Annotated in this window: 16 protein-coding genes; 8 read left to right on the top strand and 8 right to left on the bottom strand. The window is 69.7% G+C overall.

What is annotated here, in order from left to right; all coding sequences use genetic code 11:
- The first annotated feature begins 235 nt into the window (after window positions 1-235).
- From cmtR to AC069H_RS16395, 4 genes are read left to right on the top strand one after another with little or no spacing between them, the layout of a single operon-like run.
- Window positions 236-562 carry a Cd(II)/Pb(II)-sensing metalloregulatory transcriptional regulator CmtR gene (gene cmtR, locus AC069H_RS16380; protein ID WP_478228139.1) on the top strand — a complete coding sequence of 109 codons (327 nt, stop codon included), beginning with the start codon at window positions 236-238 and terminating at the stop codon, window positions 560-562.
- Complete coding sequence (locus AC069H_RS16385) at window positions 559-1212, top strand: cation efflux transmembrane domain-containing protein (RefSeq protein WP_478228138.1); 654 nt, start codon at window positions 559-561, stop codon at window positions 1210-1212. Before cmtR ends, AC069H_RS16385 begins: the two co-directional genes overlap by 4 nt.
- Before the next feature lie 10 nt (window positions 1213-1222).
- Window positions 1223-1834 (top strand): class I SAM-dependent methyltransferase, encoded by a 612-nt coding sequence (locus AC069H_RS16390; protein WP_478232837.1) that lies wholly within the window; start codon window positions 1223-1225, stop codon window positions 1832-1834.
- Window positions 1835-1877: 43 nt separating this feature from the next.
- A complete protein-coding gene (locus AC069H_RS16395) occupies window positions 1878-2324 on the top strand; it encodes an LppU/SCO3897 family protein (protein WP_478228136.1) in 447 nt (148 codons plus the stop codon).
- Window positions 2325-2328: 4 nt separating this feature from the next.
- Here AC069H_RS16395 and AC069H_RS16400 read toward each other — a convergent pair whose 3' ends face one another.
- Entirely contained in the window at window positions 2329-3141 is an 813-nt protein-coding gene (locus AC069H_RS16400; protein ID WP_478232838.1) for an MBL fold metallo-hydrolase, read from the bottom strand.
- Window positions 3135-3740 (bottom strand): TetR/AcrR family transcriptional regulator, encoded by a 606-nt coding sequence (locus AC069H_RS16405; RefSeq protein WP_478232839.1) that lies wholly within the window; start codon window positions 3738-3740, stop codon window positions 3135-3137. Before AC069H_RS16405 ends, AC069H_RS16400 begins: the two co-directional genes overlap by 7 nt.
- Before the next feature lie 70 nt (window positions 3741-3810).
- On the opposite strand from AC069H_RS16405, the gene AC069H_RS16410 reads away from it, so the two are divergent.
- Window positions 3811-4704, top strand: coding sequence for an NADP-dependent oxidoreductase (locus AC069H_RS16410; RefSeq protein WP_478232840.1), 894 nt, complete (start codon window positions 3811-3813; stop codon window positions 4702-4704).
- A 6-nt stretch (window positions 4705-4710) separates the two neighbouring features.
- Here the strand turns inward: AC069H_RS16410 and rraA are convergent, their stop codons facing one another.
- Window positions 4711-5196, bottom strand: a complete 486-nt coding sequence (gene rraA, locus AC069H_RS16415) for a ribonuclease E activity regulator RraA (RefSeq protein WP_478232841.1) — start codon at window positions 5194-5196, stop codon at window positions 4711-4713.
- A 13-nt stretch (window positions 5197-5209) separates the two neighbouring features.
- Window positions 5210-5809 (bottom strand): TetR/AcrR family transcriptional regulator, encoded by a 600-nt coding sequence (locus tag AC069H_RS16420; protein ID WP_478232842.1) that lies wholly within the window; start codon window positions 5807-5809, stop codon window positions 5210-5212.
- Between the two features lie 62 nt (window positions 5810-5871).
- On the opposite strand from AC069H_RS16420, the gene AC069H_RS16425 reads away from it, so the two are divergent.
- Window positions 5872-6108: a hypothetical protein gene (locus AC069H_RS16425; protein ID WP_340681820.1), complete on the top strand. Its 237-nt coding sequence runs from the start codon at window positions 5872-5874 to the stop codon at window positions 6106-6108.
- 2 nt (window positions 6109-6110) lie between these two features.
- Here AC069H_RS16425 and AC069H_RS16430 read toward each other — a convergent pair whose 3' ends face one another.
- Both AC069H_RS16430 and AC069H_RS16435 read right to left on the bottom strand, forming a co-directional pair.
- A complete protein-coding gene (locus tag AC069H_RS16430; protein WP_478232843.1) occupies window positions 6111-6566 on the bottom strand; it encodes an NAD(P)-dependent oxidoreductase in 456 nt (151 codons plus the stop codon).
- 88 nt (window positions 6567-6654) lie between these two features.
- Entirely contained in the window at window positions 6655-7557 is a 903-nt protein-coding gene (locus tag AC069H_RS16435) for an EamA family transporter (RefSeq protein ID WP_478232844.1), read from the bottom strand.
- Between the two features lie 79 nt (window positions 7558-7636).
- Here AC069H_RS16435 and AC069H_RS16440 point away from each other — a divergent pair, with 79 nt between their 5' ends.
- Entirely contained in the window at window positions 7637-8542 is a 906-nt protein-coding gene (locus tag AC069H_RS16440) for a LysR family transcriptional regulator (RefSeq protein WP_478232845.1), read from the top strand.
- 71 nt (window positions 8543-8613) lie between these two features.
- Here AC069H_RS16440 and AC069H_RS16445 read toward each other — a convergent pair whose 3' ends face one another.
- Window positions 8614-9474, bottom strand: coding sequence for an NAD(P)-dependent oxidoreductase (locus tag AC069H_RS16445; RefSeq protein WP_478232846.1), 861 nt, complete (start codon window positions 9472-9474; stop codon window positions 8614-8616).
- An 11-nt stretch (window positions 9475-9485) separates the two neighbouring features.
- On the bottom strand, window positions 9486-10361 hold the full coding sequence (locus AC069H_RS16450) for an NAD(P)-dependent oxidoreductase (protein WP_478232847.1): 876 nt from the start codon (window positions 10359-10361) through the stop codon (window positions 9486-9488).
- A 95-nt stretch (window positions 10362-10456) separates the two neighbouring features.
- Between AC069H_RS16450 and AC069H_RS16455 the strand changes: the two genes are divergently transcribed.
- Window positions 10457-13645: an AfsR/SARP family transcriptional regulator gene (locus AC069H_RS16455; RefSeq protein ID WP_478232848.1), complete on the top strand. Its 3189-nt coding sequence runs from the start codon at window positions 10457-10459 to the stop codon at window positions 13643-13645.
- Window positions 13646-13783: the final 138 nt, after the last annotated feature.

Consider the following 13783-nt stretch of genomic DNA (forward strand, 5'->3'; position numbering starts at 1 on the left):
CAATCGGGCCAGCAATTGCGCTGAGGTGTCACGCGAAGCCGCGCCGGGATTCCCCCGGGTACCCGCGATGCGGCCGTTGGAGTGGCCACACCGGGCTCTTTCGGGTTGGTCCGGCGTCCCTGTTCGGCGATGACTTGACAGACCGCGACGAAACAGAGGGTCGCGTCCGGACCCTCAGTAGGGGCAATGGTTCAGCCCTTGCTGATACGTCAGCGTTGGCTGTACTGTCTCGCCTGTGCTGACATGTGAGACCCAGGGGGCCGCCCTCGCCCGGCTCGGTCGTGCCCTCGCCGACCCGAACCGGTGCCGGATCCTGGTCGCCCTGCTCGATGGCGTGAACTATCCCGGGCTGCTGGCCGGGCAACTCGGGTTGAGCCGCTCGAACGTGTCGAACCATCTCGCCTGCCTGCGTGGTTGCGGGCTGGTCGTGGCCACCTATGAGGGCAGGCAGGTCCGCTACTCGTTGGCGGACGAGCATCTCGCCCGCGCCCTGCGGGAACTTGTCCAGGTCGTGCTGGCCGTCGACACCGCCGAGCCCTGCATGGACGAGGCGCTCCGATGAGTGTGGAGAGCGGTTCCTGTGCGGATGGCTGCTGCGCCGCGAGGTCCACAGTGGCCCCGGATCGCCGTGCCGTGCTTTCCCGGCGGGTCCGGCTCTTGGTCGCCGCGACGATCACGTACAACGTCGTCGAGGCGGTCGTCGCCATCGCGGCGGGCACCATCGCCTCGTCGACGGCCCTGATCGGTTTCGGCCTGGACTCGGTCATCGAGGTCGCCTCGGCCGCGGCGGTCGCCTGGCAGTTCTCCGGAAAGGACCCCGAAGCCCGCGAACGCGCGGCGCTCAAGGTCATCGCGGTGTCCTTCTTCGCGCTGGCCGCGTACGTCACCGTCGAATCGGTACGCGCCCTGTTCGGCGCCGACCCCGCCGAACACTCCCCTGTCGGCATCGTGCTGGCGGCGGTCTCGTTGCTCGTGATGCCGTTCCTGTCCTACGCCCAGCGCCGCGCCGGGCGCGAACTCGGCTCCGCCAGCGCCGTCGCCGACTCGAAGCAAACCTTGCTCTGCACCTATCTTTCCGGTGTGCTGCTCGTCGGGCTGTTGCTCAACAGCCTCCTCGGCTGGTACTGGGCCGACCCGCTGGTCGCGCTCGTCATAGCCGCCGTCGCGATCAAGGAAGGCCGCGAGGCCTGGCGCGGGGAACACTGCTGCTGAAAGGAGCGTCATGACCCGGCCCGCCCGATGGAACCGTTACTGGGACGGCAAATCCCAGAACTACGACCGGGAGATGCAGTTCCTGGACCGGAAGCTCTTCGGCGATTCCCGTACGTGGGCCTGCGGCCAGGCCGCCGGCGAAGTTCTCGAAGTCGCCGTCGGGACAGGCCTGAACCTGCCGCTCTATCCCGAAGACGTCACGCTCACCGGCATCGATCTCAGCGACGGAATGCTCACCATCGCCCGCGGTCGCGCCGAACGCCTCGGCCATCCGGTGACGCTGCGGCGGGCCGATGCCCATGACCTCCCCTTCGACGCCGATTCGTTCGACACCGTGGTCTGCACGCTCGGACTCTGCGCCATCCCCGACGACGGCAAGGCGTTGCGGGAAATGGCCAGGGTTCTCCGGCCAGGGGGCAGGCTCATCCTGCTCGACCACATCGCGAGTTCGTCGCGCGCCGTCCGTGGTCTGCAATGGATCGCCGAAAAGATCACCGTGCCGATGGCGGGCGAGCACTTCCTCCGTCGCCCGCTCGACAAGGTCGACGGTCTCGGCTTGGCCGTGGAGCACCGGGAGCGGTTCAAACTCGGGCTGGTGGAACGGCTCGTCGCCCGCAAGTGAACCGTGTCATCGGAATTTCATCGACGTGGCCGATCCTGATGGCGTGACCTACCCTCAGCAGCAGCCGCCCATCTGGCAGCAGTACCCCGTCGCGACGCCGAAGAAGACCCCGAAGACGGGGCTGATCGTGGGGATCGCCGCCGCGGCGGTCGTCGTCACCGGCGGGGCGATCGCGGTGACCGTGGCCATCACCACGGGCGGCGGCGCTTCCGGTGCCGGCGTTCCCGAGGTCGACCCCGACCCGTTCTCGGCGCAGGCCGGGGATTGCATCTCGGCCGACGAAGACGCCGGCAGCAACGGCGCGTTCAGCGCCGGCGCCGTCCGGGTCCACTGCTCGGACAGCTCCGCCAACTATTCGGTGATCGCCCAGCTCTCGTCCGGGTCCGGCTCGGACTGCAACTCCGTGCCCGGCTACGAGTACGGCAACCCCGTCGTCTACGACTTCAAGTCGGGGCGGTCCAGGGAACTCTGCGTCATGCCGAGGGGATGACGGCTCAGGACGGTTGTCGCCGGGCGAGGCTTCGGGCTTGCCCGGCGTGCAGATCGCTCACCCATTCCCAGCCGGGTTTCGCCGACGGGCCGATTCGCGGGTCGTCCGGAGTCCGGCCGTCGCGCAAGGCGTGCGCGTACGCGCGATCCAGGTCGATCCGTGCCCGCACTTCACCGGCTCCGCCGAAGGCTCCGTGGCCGGGTACGACGACGTCGACGTCGCCCGCCGCGTCTTCGATCACCCGGAGCCCGGCCAGGTAGTCCTCGATCGGATCCCCGTCGTCGTCGAACATCGGGACCAGGACGTCGGAAAGCATGTCGCCGGCGATGAGCACCCCGCGGTCCTCGATCAGCAGCGCCGCATGACCGGGAGCGTGGGCCGGATGCTCGACGATCCGGATTCGCGGGCCGTCCCAAGGAATCCGGGTGGTTCCGGCGGGCAGGCCGGTGATGAGGCCGAACAGGTCGAGCGGCACCTGTCCGTCGATTTCCGGCGGCAGCCCCTCGGCGACGCCGGTCTTCCAGTCCGCGTTCGACCGCAGATCTCGCAGGTACTCCGCGCAACGGGCGGTGCCGTAGCGGGGTGCGTCACCCAGCTCGGCGTGCCAGAGCACGTGATCCCAATCGGGATGGGTCGCGAAACCCGCCACGACCGGGCGGCCCGAATCGGAGAGATCGTGCGCGAGGCAGGCCATTTCGTCGCCCGTGATCCTGGGGTCGACGAGCAGCACGCCGTCCCTGCCCTCCACGACGACCGTGTTGTTCTCGAGCAGCGCGCTCTGGTGGACCAGTACACCCTCCGCGATCTGTGTCAGCACGGCGATCCCTCCGCTTGTGACGTCCCGTTACGGCTGGCTTCCCAGGCCGCTTCGATCATCCGGAAGATCTCGTCCACCGCGGCCGCCGGATCGGCCGCCTCCCGGCCGAGCGAGTAGGCGTCGATCACGAACCTCGCGATCGTCCGGCAGGCGATCGCGGACCGCGACGACTCCACATCCGCCGCGATGGCCGCCGCCAGGGACTCCGCGTGGCGCAGCCGCATCGAGTCCTCGTACTCCCGCAACGCGGGCGACTCGTCGATCATGCGCCAGATCGGTGCGGCGCCGTCCGCCGTGCAATGGCGCACCATCGTGTGGACCTCCCGGCGCAGCGCGGGAATGAGCGGCTCGTGCGGCGCCCTTTCGGTGACCGCCCGCGCGAGGCCCTGCTCGAACTCCGCGTCCTGCCCGAACACCAAGGCCTCTTTCGAGGCGAAGTGGGAGAAGAGCGTCGTGACGGCCACGTCGGCCTCCGCGGCCACCTCGCGGATGCCCACCGCGTCATACCCACGTTCCAGGAAAAGCCGCAATGCGGTGTCGGCGATCTTCTGACGGGTGGCGGCCTTCTTCCGCTCACGCCGTCCAGTCGGCACGGTCATGCGGGGACGCTATCAGATCCAAAACAACAACGGTTTCAACATGCTAACCGTTAGTGCTACGGTCGATCGCATGAAGAAAGTGATCTTCACCGAGTTCGGTGGTCCGGAAGTCCTGCAGCTCGTCGACGCCGCGGATCCGCACGCCGGCCCAGGCCAGGTACGCATCGCTGTGCGAGCTGCGGGGGTGAACCCCGTCGACTGGAGAATCCGTGAAGGCCAGGTCCTGGGCGCGCATCCGACGGTGTTGCCGTCCGGCGTGGGCCTGGACGCCGCCGGGGTCGTGGACGAGATCGGCGAAGCCGTCACCGGAGTCGACGTCGGCGATTTCGTGTTCGGCGAGGGTGCGAGTACCTATGCCGAGTTCGCCGTGCTGACGGCGTGGGCTGTGATGCCCGAAGGTCTGACGTTCGAGGAGGCGGCCGGATACCCCTCCGTGGTCGAGACGGCGATACGGCTGATCCGCGAAGCCGGAGTGCGGCCTGGCGAGATGCTGCTGGTCAGCGGCGCGTCCGGCGGGGTCGGGTCGGCGGTGCTGCAGATCGCGCGGGAACGCGGCATCGCGGTGATCGGCACGGCGGGCGCCGCGAACCAGGACTACCTGCGCGCCCTGGGCGCGCTCGCCACGACCTACGGTGAGGGCTGGGTGGAGCGGGTGCGGCGGCTCGGCCGCGTCGACGCCGCTCTCGACCTGGCCGGATCCGGCGTGATCCCGGACCTGGTCGAGCTCACCGGGGATCCGGGGAAGGTCATCTCCATCGCCGACCTCGGCGCGCCCGAGTTCGGTGTCCGCTTCTCCGGCGTGGCCGGGAGCGTGCCGGACGCACTGGCCGAGGCCGTCGATCTCATCTCACGAGGGAAGCTGCACATACCGGTCGAGAAGGCCTATTCGCTCGCCGACGCCGCGGCGGCGCATGCCGACAGCCACGCCGGGCACGCCCGCGGCCGCCGGGTCATCGTCGTCTGAGCCGGTTCAGGATCCGGCCGCGGGAAGGATCACGACGCCGTCGTCATCGGCGTAGAGCGTGTCTCCGGGGGTGAACGTCACTCCCCCGAAACCGACTGGGACGTCGACAGCGCCGGCGCCTGCCTTGGAACTCTTGCGCGGGTTGGTGCCGAGCGCCTTCACCCCGAGTGGGAGCCCGGCGAGCTCGGCGCTGTCACGTACCGCGCCGTTGACGACGATGCCCGCCCAGCCGTTGTCGACGGCGGACTTCGCGATCATGTCGCCGGTGAGCGCGCTGTGCAGCGAGCCACCACCGTCGACCACCAGGACGGCGCCGTCACCGGGGGTGGCGAGGGTCTTCTTGACCAGGCCGTTGTCTTCGTGACAGGAGATGGTGCGGATCGGGCCCGAGAACTTCCGGTGCCCGCCGAACTGGCGGAACTGGGTGTCGCAGACGCGCAGCCGGTCGCCGTGTTCGTCCACGAGGTCGGCGGTGGTGAAGGAATCGATCACGCGCGCGAGTTTCTCACGTCGCCTCGGGCGGGAACACCGAGTCCAGCACGTGAGTGAGGATGGCGGTGGGGTCGGCGGCCGGTGCGACCGCCTGCCGCAGGGCGAGCCCGATACCCAGAGCTCCCAGCATCACCACGGCCTCGTGGAGCGGCATGGCAGGTTCGAGGCGGAGCCGCCGCGCATGCTCGACGAGCAGGGAGACGACGTCGTCGTCGTGACGCCGCTGGACGGCGGCGACGAGAGCGGCGGTTTCGGGCTGTTGTGCCGTCGCGGCGAGCACTTCGGCGGCCGCCGCGCTCCAGCGGGCGGCATCCTTGTCCACCACGTCGCCGGGGGCCAAGGCCGCGATGACGTCGTCCCTGCCGGTGGCCACGGCGAGAGATTTCTTCAGCTCCGAGAGGTGTCCTTCCGCGGTGGCTTCGATGATCGCCAGCCACAGCCCTTCCTTGCCGCCGAAGTGCTTGTAGACGGCGCCGCGGGTGTACCCGGCGTCGGCCGCGATCTCCTCGACCGTCGCCGCCAGGAAGCCGCGCCGCAAGAAGACCTGGCGTCCGGCCTCCAGCAGGTGTTCGTGGGTGCGCTGCTGCTGCTCGGCCCGTGTCAGCCTGGTCATCGCCCGCCCTATTCAGTAACAGAACGTTTCTGGATACACGACGTTACTGTATCGTCGGGTGCATGGAGGTCCTGGCGCCCGTGGCCGCGTTCCTCAGCCTTCCCCTCTTCCTGGCCGGGTTCGCGTGGTACGCCGCGCGTGCCCGCCGGGCAGGCGTCAGCCAGTCACTGCTGGCGCCGATCGAGGAGATTTGGGACCCGATCTCGCACAAGACCAACATCGAGATCCAGATCGAGGCCGAACGGAGCCCCGAAACGCCCTCGCCCGGAGACCCGCCTGAGCTGAAGTGGCGGCTGTAGCGTCAGTACCCGACGGTGAAATGCCGGTCTGGGCCCGGATTCTCGAGCTCGTCCACGACGGCGACCGCGAGATCCTCCGCCGATATCCCGGATGACCCGTCCTCCGCGGTGAGGATGGTCGTCGTTCCCCGCCGGTAGACGCCGGTCCGGACGCCGGGCTCGAGCATCGCGGGCGGGCTGAGGTACACCCAGTCGCCCGCGTGGGCCTCGCAGGCCTGAAGCTGACTCGCGCTGGCCGAGGCGATGGTCCGCCATGCCGGCGGCACGAACGCCGGATCGTCGATCACCAGCCCGCCGGACGGCGTCCGCAACGGCCCGGCGCCGCCGATGACCAGGACGCGAGTGTCCGCCGCGGCGTCGAGCAGGGCCGTGACCGTGGCGGCGACCGTGTCTTCGGCGCCGGGCGCGGGTCTCGTCGCGCCCACGACGGCATCGACTCCCCCGAATACCGCTCTCATGTGTCCTGTGTCAGTGACGTCGCCGCACACGACGTTCACTTCCGGATGCGGGAACCCGCCATTCCCGACGCTCCGACAACGGCGATCTTCATCGGACGGCGCCTTCCTGCTTGCTCTTCGGGGTGATCTGGCCTGCCACGATCGAGGCCAGGGCGAGCGCGAAGCCGACGAGCTGGATCGGCCCGAGCGACTGACCGAGCAGCACGGCGCCGAGTACCGCGGCGACCATCGGCGAGAGCAGGCCGAGGACCGCGACCGACGTGACCGGCAGGGCTGTGATGCCACGGAACCACAGCACGTAGGCGAGCAGGCCGCCGATCAGGCCGAGCCAGAGGTAGCCGAGTGCCGCGTTCAGGTCGATGGCAGGCGGTGCGCCTTCGAAGAGGAAGGTCACCGGTACCAGAAACAACCCGCCCGCGGTGAGCTGCCACGAGGCGAACGCGGTCGGCCCGACGTCGGCAGGGCGTCCCCATCGTTTGGTGAGCGTGACGCCGAGCGCCATGGTGCCCGCGCCACCGAGTCCGGCGAGCACCCCGATCAGGTCGAAGCCCGCCGCGGGTCCGATCACCACCAGGCCGACACCCACGATCCCGACGATCCCCCAGGCGAACCGCCACGCGGACGGGTTCTGGCGTAACACGGCCACGGCGAGGATCGCGACGAGCAGCGGCTGGGCGGCACCGAGCGTGGCCGCGACGCCGCCGGGCAGCCGTTCGGCGGCCACGAACAGCAGGGGGAAGAACATCCCGATGTTCAGGACGCCGAGCGCGGCGGCCTTCAGCCACCAGGTGCCGCGCGGGAGCGTGCGGATGATGGCGAGCGCGATCAGTCCGGCGGGCAAGGCGCGCATGAGCCCTGCGAAGAGCGGATGTCCGGGCGGAAGTAGTTCGGTGGTGACCACGTAGGTCGTCCCCCAGACCATGGGGGCGAAGGCGGTCAGCGCGGTTCCGGCGAGACCTGCGGCGAGCGGTGTGGTCGTCAGCGTTTTCACGCTTCCCAGCTTCGACGCCGACGATCAATGAGTCCAACACATGTTTGTCACTTGATCCATCGTGATTCAAGATGGATTCATGGAGCTTCAGCAGATGCGATACGTCGTGGCCGTGGCGGAAACGAACAGCTTCACGCGTGCCGCGCAACGGTGTCTCGTCGTGCAGTCGGCGCTGAGCCACCAGATCGCGCGGCTGGAACGAGAACTCGGCGCGCGGCTGTTCGAGCGCACGAGCCGACGGGTGCGGCTCACCGCCGCCGGCGAGGCGTTCCTGCCCGCCGCCAGGCAATGCCTCGAGGCCGCGGAGCGGGCCGGATCGGAGGTCGCGGCGGCCGTCGGCGAGATCCGCGGGCGGCTCACCGTCGGTGTGATCCCGACCGTCGCGGCGGTCGACGTCCCCGCCGCCCTGCAGACCTTCCGCGGCCGGTATCCGCACGTCCGGATCGGGCTGCGGGTCGGGGCGAGCGGGCAACTGGTGGAGCAGATCAAGGACGGTGCGATCGAGGTCGCGTTCCTCGGTCTCCCGGTGACTGACCGGCCGGACGGCGTGGCCACCTGCGAACTGGGCAGGGACGATCTGATCGCCGTGGTGGCTCCCGGGCACCCTCTCGCCGTCGAGTCCGGAGTGGACTTGAAGCGGCTTTCGTCGGAGGTGTTCGTCGACTTCCCGTCCGGATCCGCGGGGCGTGCCCAGACGGATCAGGCCTTCGCCGCGGCGGGAGTGACCCGGGAGGTCGCCTTCGAGGTGACGGCCGCCGACTTCATGGCGCGGCTGATCCATCAGGGCTTGGGGGTGGCGCTGCTGCCGTCGAAATTCGTGCCGAACCTGACCGACGTGGTCACCGTGCCGGTGCGGGACGCGCCCGCGCGGATCGAACACCTCGTCTGGAACCGCTTCACGGTCACTCCGGCGGCGAAGGCCTTCCTGGAGATTCTGGGCGTCGTGAGCGAAACTCGCCCTTCTCACCCTGCCCGAAGGTCGTGAAGGCCTCCTTGCCAACCCTGAGGGTTGGCAAGGAGGCCTTCACGACCTTGGTGGCCGCACGAGCCGGGCACTTACTTGCGGTCCGCCTTGATGATCTCGAAAAGGCTGGTCCACGAGCTACGTCCGTGTCCGGCGGCGATCGCCCGGTCGTAGTGCGACTTGACCGCCTCGGGCAGGGCCAGGTCGACCCCGGCGTCCCGGCTCGCCTGGACGATGTGGTCGGCCGTCGCGCCCATCATGGTCACGCTGGCGTCGTCGCCGGGGTGTTCGCCCTTCTCGATCTGCTCGGCCGCGGCGTCCAGGTAGAAATCCATCATCTTGAAGTTGTCCTTGGCGTACGGGAGGAACTTCTCCACCGGCACACCTGCCGAGCGCACCAGCGCGCTCGCGTGCATGAACACCGAAAGAGAGGTCAGGAAGATGTCCAGCTGCGCCTGGTAGAACAGCTGCGCCAGCCGGACGTCGTCACCGAGGTAATCCGGCCGCCCGATCAGCGCCAGGGTCTCGCGGTGCTTCTCGAGCACGTCAGCCGGGCCGCTGTAGAAGACGTACGCCTCCTCCTTGCCGACCAACTCGGCGGGCACCATCACACCACCCGCGAGGAACTGCCCGCCACGGGCCTTGACCCAGTCCGCGGCTTCGCGGGTCTTCTCCGGAGTGTCCGAGCTGAGGTTGACGATCACCTTGCCCGCCAGTGCGTCCTCGGCCTTGCCGAGGATGTCGTACATGGCGGCGTAGTCGGTGAGGCTCAGCAGCACCAGCTCCGACGCCGCCACCGCGTCCGCGGGAGTCGCGGCGCGCACGGCACCCGCCGCGACGACGTCGTCCGCGCGGGCGGCGGTGCGGTTCCAGACCGTCACTCCGTGGCCGTTCTCCAGGAGTACCCGGACCATGGCCTGTCCCATCGGGCCGAGCCCGATCAGTGTGATCATTGTGTCTTCCTTTACTTTTTGAGGAGTTCGATGACGCCGATCAGGTCTTCGGCGCCGTGTCCATCGGCGACCCGCTTGTCCATCAGCGACTGCAGCGGGGTGAGCAGTTCGGCGCTGACGCCTTGTTCCGCCGCGGCTTTGGCGAGGTTCGGGTAGGCGGCCGCCTGCATCGCGATGTTCGAGACGACGTCGGTCACGTAGTCGCCGTCGTCGATCTGTTCGGCCGCGCGCTCCAGGAAGCCGCTCATCGCGTCGATCCAGGCTCGGAGCAGCGGCGCGAATTCCCGCGCCTTGACCCCCGCCGAGCCGACCAGCGCATACGCCTGGATGACGCCGACGAAGTGCCCGTACATCCCACTGAGCAGCGCGATGTCGTGCAGGGGCGCCAGTCCGGGATCCGCGCCGAGGTAGTTGGCGCCGCCGAAGGTGTCGAGCGCGGTGCGTGCCCGGCCGAAGACCGTGCCCGAGCCGCTGTAGAAGATGAACGCCGCGGGGGTGCCGATCATCGGCGGGACGGCCATGATCCCGCCGTCCAAGTACTCCGCGCCCAGTTCCTCGGCCCAACCACCCATTTCGCGCGCCTGGCCGGGGGTGCCGTTGGTCAGGTTGATCAGCTGCCGTCCCTTGAGCCCGGACGCCACCGGGTCGAGGGCCTCGTGCACCGAGTCGTAGTCGAGCAGGCAGGCGATCACGATCTGGTTCGCCGCGAGAGCCTCCTCGACGGTCGAAGCGACCGAAGCTCCCTTCGCCGCCACCGCCTCGGCGCGGCTCGCGGTCCGGTTCCACGCGGTGACCGGATGTCCCGCGGCCAGTAGTGCCTCTACGAGCGCGGTTCCCATCGCGCCCAGCCCCAGTACCGTCACCGGGGTCTTGCCGTGTTCGCTCATGGGACCACCGTGACGCGGGCCGCGCACGGATCGCTGCGGGTCCGCGCACGGCCTCGCGCACGATCTTGTCGGTGCTCCGCGCTAACGTCGGTTTCGTGCGATTCGGAGTGCTGGGACCACTCGCCGTGTGGACGACCGCGGGCGAGCCCGTCGTCGTGCCCGAGGCGAAGGTCCGCCTCCTGCTCGCCGGGCTGCTGAGCCGCGACGGCAGGGCGGCGTCGGTGTCGTCGCTGACCGACGACCTGTGGGGCGAGCATCCGCCGGGCAATCCGTGCAACACCCTGCAGACGAAGATCTCCCAGTTGCGCCGCGCGCTGGATCGCGCCGAGCATGGCGCGCGGGAACTCGTGACGCACCAACCGGCCGGGTACGTCCTCGCCGTCGAGCCGGGTGACCTGGACGTCCATCGGTTCCGCGCGCTCACCGCACGGGCCCGCGACGCCGTCGACCCGCGCGCCCGTGCCGCACTGCTGGCGGACGCGCTGGCGTTGTGGCGAGGGCCCGCGTACGCCGGATTCGAGGACGAGCCGTTCGCCGTCGCCGCTGCTCAGCGGTTGGAGGAGGAAAGGCTGCTCGCCGAAGAGGAGCGAGCCGAAGCCCGGCTGGCGCTCGGCGAGCACGGCGTCCTCACCGGGGAGCTGGCCGCGCTGGTCTCGCGCCATCCGCTGAGGGAACGGCTCCGCGGCCTGCTGATGCGCGCGTTGTACGCGGCCGGACGGCACAGCGAAGCTCTCGAGACCTACGCCGAACTGCGCGCCCGCCTGCGTGACGAATCCGGTCTCGAACCGGGGCCGGAGCTCGCGGCGTTGCACCAGGCGGTCCTCACCCGCAGTCCGGACCTCGAGCCAGTCCGCGCCGCCGGGCCGGTGCGCGGGAACCTGCCGGAGGCGGTGACCGAGCTGATCGGCCGCACGACAGCGGTCAAGGAAGTGGTAGCGCTCGTCACCGACGCACGACTGGTCACCCTCACCGGCCCCGGCGGTGTGGGCAAGACCAGGCTCGCCATCGAGGCCGCGTCGAAGGTCGTGATGGGCGACGGCACCTGGCTCGTCGAGCTGGCGGGTCTGGACAACGTCGAGTGCCCGACGTGCCCGCCCGAGGATCTCGTCGCCGTCGTCCTGGCGGCCGTGCTGGATCTCCGGGAAGACGCGACGTCGACTGGAACGCTGTCCCAGTCGCTGGCCGATGCCTTGCGGGACAAGGAGATCCTGCTGGTCCTGGACAACTGTGAACAGGTCGTCGAGCCGGTCGCGGCATTGGTGGAAAGGCTGCTCGCGGCGGCGCCCCGGCTGCGCGTGCTCACCACCAGCCAGGAGCCGCTCGGGTTGCCAGGGGAGAACGTCTGGATGGTACCGCCGCTGGAGCTGCCCGAGCTGCCGGATTTCGCCGGCGTGCGGGAGTCGAGCGCGGTCCGGTTGTTTGCCGCGCGTGCCGCCGCGGCCGCGCCGGGGTTCGCGCTCGACGCGGAGAACGCGGCCGTGGTCGCCCGGATCTGCCGCACGCTCGACGGCATCCCGCTGGCGCTCGAACTCGCCGCCACCCGCGTGCGGACGCTGGGCGTGCACGAACTCCTCGCCCGCCTCGACGACCGGTTCGCCCTGCTGTCGTCGGGCAGGCGAGGCGGGCCGCGTCGCCAGCAGACGCTCCGGGCGATGATCGACTGGAGCTGGAGCCTGCTGAGCGAGCCCGAGCAGATCGTGCTGCGCAGGCTCGCCGTCCACGCCGAGGGCTGCGGGCTCGACGCGGCCGAGTCGGTCTGCGCCGGCGGTGAGATCGCCGCCGGCGACGTGCTGGATCTCCTGTCCCGGCTCGTCGACAGGTCGCTGGTGGTCAGCAGGCCCGGCAGGTCCGGTGAACCGCGGTTCCGGCTCCTGGAGTCCGTATCGGCATACGCCTTGGACCACGCCGAGCAGGCGGGCGAACTCGACGACCTGTACTTGCGGCACGCCCGTTTCCACGTCGAGCTGGCCGAACGCGGGGACACGGGCCTGCGCGGGAGGGAGCAGCGGCGCTGGCTCGACAGGCTGGACGCTGAAGGAGCCAACACCCGGCGCGCGCTGGAAACGCTGCTGCGGCAAGGAGAACATCGGCTCGCGTCGCGACTGGTGAACGCGACGGCGTGGTTCTGGTTCCTCCGCGGACGGCTCACCGAGGCCAAGCGCTCGCTGGACCTCGTGCTCGGCACCGAGGCGGGCACCGGCGATGAATACGCGCAGGCCCTCGGCTGGCGCACCGGGATCGCCGTGCTCGACGGCACCGGCACGGACGGAGCGGCGGAAGAGATCGCGTGGGGTATCACCGATCCTCTCGTACAAGCACGGATCTTGTGGTTCCTCGGCTACGCGTGGTCCACGGTCGGCGACCTGTGCCGGGCGGAGAAGCTCACGCTCGGCGCGCTGGAAACCGCCCGCGACATCGGTGACGACTGGAGCGCCGCCGCCGCGCTGAGCGACAGGGCGGCCCACCTGATCGCCGGTGGCGACCTCACCGGAGGTGGCCGGATCGCGGCGCAGAGCGCCGGCATCTTCGACGGGCTCGGCGAACGCTGGGGCTGGCTTCAGGCTTCGTTCGTCATCGGCATGCTGGCGTCGATCGCCGGGGATTACGACCACGCCGCCCGCGTCCATCGGGAAAGCCTTCGCCGCGCGGAGGAACTGGAGTTGTGGCCGGAGGTCTCCTACAAACTGTCGTGGCTGGGCCGGACGGCGCTGCTCACTGGCGATTTCGAAGGAGCGAAGGAGTTCCACGAGCGGGCCAGGACCTTGGCCGTCGAGCACAGTTTCAAACCCGGTGAGGTGTACGCCGAGACTGGGCTCGCGCTCGGCGCACGGCGCCAGGGGCTGTTCGATGAGGCCGAGCGGCGGCTGCTGTCCATACTGGACTGGCATCGCCGGGTGGAGTCCGAAGCGGGCAGCACCCTGATCCTGGCGGAGCTCGGGTTCATCGCCGAGCAACGCGGAGACGCGGTGGCGGCGAAGCGGCTCCACCTGGACGGTCTCGCGATCGCTCGCCAGAGCGAGGATCCCCGTGCGATCGCGCTCGGTCTCGAGGGCCTGGCCGGCGCGGAGGCGGCAGCCGGCTCGTATCGCCTGGCCGCGCGGCTGCTCGGTGCCGCGGCGGCTTCGCGGCGCTCGGTGGGTGCACCCCTGCCGAAAGCCGAACGCGACGACGTCGACAGGATCACCGGCGTGATCGTCGCGGCGCTCGGAGAAACCGCATTCTCGGCGGAGTGCGAGGCGGGTGAGACGACACCCATCGATCAATTGGTGACGGACAGTCAGTGAGCACGGGCCCGTGTCACCACAATGGACCAGGCCTTACTTCACGTCAGCAACAAACAGTGAGTTCTTCCTGTCGCCGGAGCGCCATGACCGGTAGCGTGCGTATCCATGCGGGTGAAGTGGGGGGCTCCCGGCGGGCCC

This window comes from Amycolatopsis sp. NPDC043887, assembly GCF_056435665.1.

Excerpts from the sequence above, each read along its gene's own strand:
- AC069H_RS16385 (WP_478228138.1), top strand. The coding sequence starts at position 559 with ATGAGTGTGGAGAGCGGTTCCTGTGCGGATGGCTGCTGCGCCGCGAGG.
- AC069H_RS16390 (WP_478232837.1), top strand. The coding sequence starts at position 1,223 with ATGACCCGGCCCGCCCGATGGAACCGTTACTGGGACGGCAAATCCCAG.
- AC069H_RS16405 (WP_478232839.1), bottom strand. The coding sequence starts at position 3,740 with ATGACCGTGCCGACTGGACGGCGTGAGCGGAAGAAGGCCGCCACCCGT.
- AC069H_RS16410 (WP_478232840.1), top strand. The coding sequence starts at position 3,811 with ATGAAGAAAGTGATCTTCACCGAGTTCGGTGGTCCGGAAGTCCTGCAG.
- AC069H_RS16420 (WP_478232842.1), bottom strand. The coding sequence starts at position 5,809 with ATGACCAGGCTGACACGGGCCGAGCAGCAGCAGCGCACCCACGAACAC.
- AC069H_RS16425 (WP_340681820.1), top strand. The coding sequence starts at position 5,872 with ATGGAGGTCCTGGCGCCCGTGGCCGCGTTCCTCAGCCTTCCCCTCTTC.
- AC069H_RS16430 (WP_478232843.1), bottom strand. The coding sequence starts at position 6,566 with ATGAGAGCGGTATTCGGGGGAGTCGATGCCGTCGTGGGCGCGACGAGA.
- AC069H_RS16440 (WP_478232845.1), top strand. The coding sequence starts at position 7,637 with ATGGAGCTTCAGCAGATGCGATACGTCGTGGCCGTGGCGGAAACGAAC.
- AC069H_RS16445 (WP_478232846.1), bottom strand. The coding sequence starts at position 9,474 with ATGATCACACTGATCGGGCTCGGCCCGATGGGACAGGCCATGGTCCGG.
- AC069H_RS16450 (WP_478232847.1), bottom strand. The coding sequence starts at position 10,361 with ATGAGCGAACACGGCAAGACCCCGGTGACGGTACTGGGGCTGGGCGCG.